At 75.0% G+C, this 2,566-nt stretch carries 2 protein-coding genes; both read right to left on the reverse strand.

Annotation, left to right across the window (positions count from 1 at the left end; translation table 11 throughout):
* The coding region (locus tag ACWDCZ_RS40215; protein ID WP_449818579.1) for an aldehyde dehydrogenase family protein at window positions 1-1,125 on the reverse strand (1,125 nt) is incomplete at its 3' end.
* 11 nt (window positions 1,126-1,136) lie between these two features.
* Window positions 1,137-2,566: carotenoid oxygenase family protein (locus ACWDCZ_RS40220; protein WP_449818580.1), on the reverse strand; the 1,430-nt coding region annotated here is incomplete at its 5' end.

A 2,566-nucleotide genomic window follows, 5' to 3' on the forward strand; every position in this document is an offset into this window, starting at 1 on the left:
CAACTCCCCGCCTAGGACGACCCTGTGGACACCTCGACACCCCCTCCGTACGACCTGCTCGGCGTCGGCATCGGCCCGTTCAACCTCCTCCTGCATGACCGGGGCGTCCGGCTCCACCTCGGCCAGCAGGGTGGGCGCGATGTAGCGGTCCGCGCGGTCGTGCTGCCCGCCGAAGACCGTACGGCCCGAGTCGAGGAGGGCGACGACCCGGTCGAAGTGCTGCTCGTCGACGATGCGCCCGTACGCCGGTGACCGCGCCGGGTCGGGGCCGTACAGCTCGGTGACGGCGCGCGCCAGGGCGCCTTCCAGCGCGCGGGCCGTGGCCGGGTCGGTCAGCAGGTAGTCGGGGGCCACGCAGGTCTGCCCCGCGTTGGCGAACTTGGCGCGGGCCAGCCGGGCGGCGACCGGCCCGGGGTCGACGCCGCGGTCCACGAACACCGGTGACTTGCCGCCCAGTTCGAGGGTGACCGGGGTCAGGTGCTCGGCGGCGGCCCGCAGCACCGTCCGGCCGAAGCGGGCGTTGCCGGTGTAGAGGATGTGGTCGAAGCGCTCGGCGAGCAGGGCGGTGGTCGTCTCCCCGCCGCCCTCCACCACGGCGATCGCCGCCGGGTCGACGTACCGGGGCAGCAGCCGTGCCAGCAGGGCCGAGCAGGCCGGGGCCAGTTCGCTCGGCTTGGCGAGCACCGTGTTGCCGGCGGCGATCGCGCCCGCCACCGGCACCAGCAGCAGCTGCACCGGGTAGTTCCAGGGCGCGATCACCAGGACGGTCCCGAGCGGGGCGTGGCCGGTGTGGGCGCTCGTCCCCGGCGGCAGCCGGGTGAGCGCGGCGGCGGGCACCGGCACGGGGCGCAGCCACTGCTCCAGGTTCTGCAGGGTGTGGTCGATCTCCCGTACGGTGAAGTCGACTTCGGCGATGTCGGTCTCGGCGCGCGGCTTGCGCAGGTCGGCGTGGAGGGCGTCGGCGATCTCCTCGCGGTGGCCGGTCAGCAGGGCGCGCAGCCCGGCCAGCTGCTCGGTGCGCCAGGCGAGCGGCCGGGTGCGGCCGGTGCGGAAGGCCGCGCGCAGCCGGGCGACGGTCTCGGCCGGGGCGGATACGGCGGGCGCGGTCACGGAGGGCGCGGTCACAGCCGGAGTGTTCACTGGGAGTCCTCTCGGACGGGGTCGGGGATCCAGCTGCCGTGGAAGCCGGCCGGCACCCGCACCGGCAGGTGGACGGTGGCGAGCGGGGCGCCGGTGAAGTCCTCGGCGGAGAGGACGACCAGGTCGCTCGCGCCCCGCTCGGGGTCGTGGACGTAGGTCAGCAGGTAGCCGTCGTCCTCGCCGCGGGCGCCCTCCCTCGGCACGAAGGAGACCTCACCGGTGTACCGGCCCGCGCCGAACTGCCGTACGGTGCTGGACTGCTGTCGCAGGTCGTGCTTGATCAGCGCGTCCCCGGCGGCCTCCGGGGGCAGCGCGTCCAGGTCGTCGGCCGTCGCGGCGAGGTGGCGCAGCAGGGGGGTGGCCACGGTGGAGTAGCCGTAGCGGTGGGCACCGCCGACCACCGCCGGGTTGACCGCCGGGAACTCCTGCGGCCGGTCGTCCAGCCGGGTCTCGGTGACCGTGCCGGAGACGGTGTCGACCGTCCAGCGGTCCAGGGTGGGGCTGCTCTGCCCGTCCACCGCGCCGCCGGCGAACATCCTCGGGTAGCGGACCACGTCGACGACGACCCGGTCGCCGTCCTCGTGGGCGTTGAGGGTGTGGAAGACGAAGCAGGGCTCGACCTCGAACCAGCGGACCTCGGTGCCGTTGCGGGGCAGCAGCCCGACCCGCGCGCCGCGGGTCTCGTCCCAGACCGCCGGATACGTCTTGCGCGCCAGGTTGTCGGGCATGCTGACGCGCCCCGCGAGGTCGAGGACGACGGCGAAGTTCCGGGTCAGCGCCATGTCGTGCACCACCGGCCGGTGCGGGACCGGGATGTCCACGGCGCGCACGACGACGCCCTCCGGGGAGACCACCAGGTGGCGCAGCCGCTCGCTGTCGTCCCGCTGCCAGGTGATCGCGTGCAGCTCGCCGGTGACCGGGTCGAGCTTGGGGTGGGCGGCGAACCCGTCGGGCAGCGTGCCGCAGAAGTCGCCGGCCCCCACCGTCTCGATCTCGTAGGAGAGTTCGTACGGGCGGAAGCCGCCCTCGACCAGCGCGAGGGTGCGGTCGGCGTGCCCGATCACGTGGGTGTTGGGCGCGACGTCGGCGATCCGCGGCACGGCGCCGGGGCGCGGCCGCTCCCCCAGCGCCTCGGCCACGGCGGCGCTGCGCACCAGCCGGTTGCGGTACCACCGGGCCCGCCCGTCGAGCAGCCGCACCCCGTGCACCATGGCGTACCCGGCGAACAGGTGCCGCGGCCGCGGGTCCTCCGGCCGCATCCCGTTGGGCCCGTTGCGCAGGTACCGGCCGTTGAGCTCGGCCGGGATCGTCCCCGTGACCGGCAGGTCGAAGCGGTCGATCAGGACGGCGTGCCGCTGGCCGAAGGTGCCGCGGCGGCTGTCCTGGCCGGCCAGGCGGACCGGGTGGCCCTCCATCAGCATCGAGC

It is taken from the genome of Kitasatospora sp. NPDC001225, from assembly GCF_053597855.1.